This is a genomic window from Sporosarcina sp. Y352 (assembly GCF_056786535.1).
The window spans coordinates 1-542 of the sequence record NZ_JBXCJE010000045.1 but is presented as its reverse complement, the minus strand read 5'-3'; the positions used below and the strand labels follow the sequence as shown (position 1 = coordinate 542).

At 54.6% G+C, this 542-nt stretch carries 1 rRNA gene; it reads right to left on the bottom strand.

From position 1 onward, the window contains the following. Positions 1-20: 20 nt before the first annotated feature. Positions 21-542 (bottom strand): 16S ribosomal RNA (locus AC1TO6_RS21145); the annotation flags it as partial.

Sequence of the window (542 nt, the reverse complement as noted above, 5' to 3'; positions counted from 1 at the left end):
CATTCCGTAATAATCCTTAGAAAGGAGGTGATCCAGCCGCACCTTCCGATACGGCTACCTTGTTACGACTTCACCCCAATCATCTGTCCCACCTTCGGCGGCTGGCTCCCGTAAGGGTTACCCCACCGACTTCGGGTGTTACAAACTCTCGTGGTGTGACGGGCGGTGTGTACAAGACCCGGGAACGTATTCACCGTGGCATGCTGATCCACGATTACTAGCGATTCCGGCTTCATGGAGGCGAGTTGCAGCCTCCAATCCGAACTGGGAATGATTTTATGGGATTGGCTCCCCCTCGCGGGTTGGCAACCCTCTGTATCATCCATTGTAGCACGTGTGTAGCCCAGGTCATAAGGGGCATGATGATTTGACGTCATCCCCACCTTCCTCCGGTTTATCACCGGCAGTCACCTTAGAGTGCCCAACTGAATGCTGGCAACTAAGATCAAGGGTTGCGCTCGTTGCGGGACTTAACCCAACATCTCACGACACGAGCTGACGACAACCATGCACCACCTGTCACCACTGTCCCCGAAGGGAAA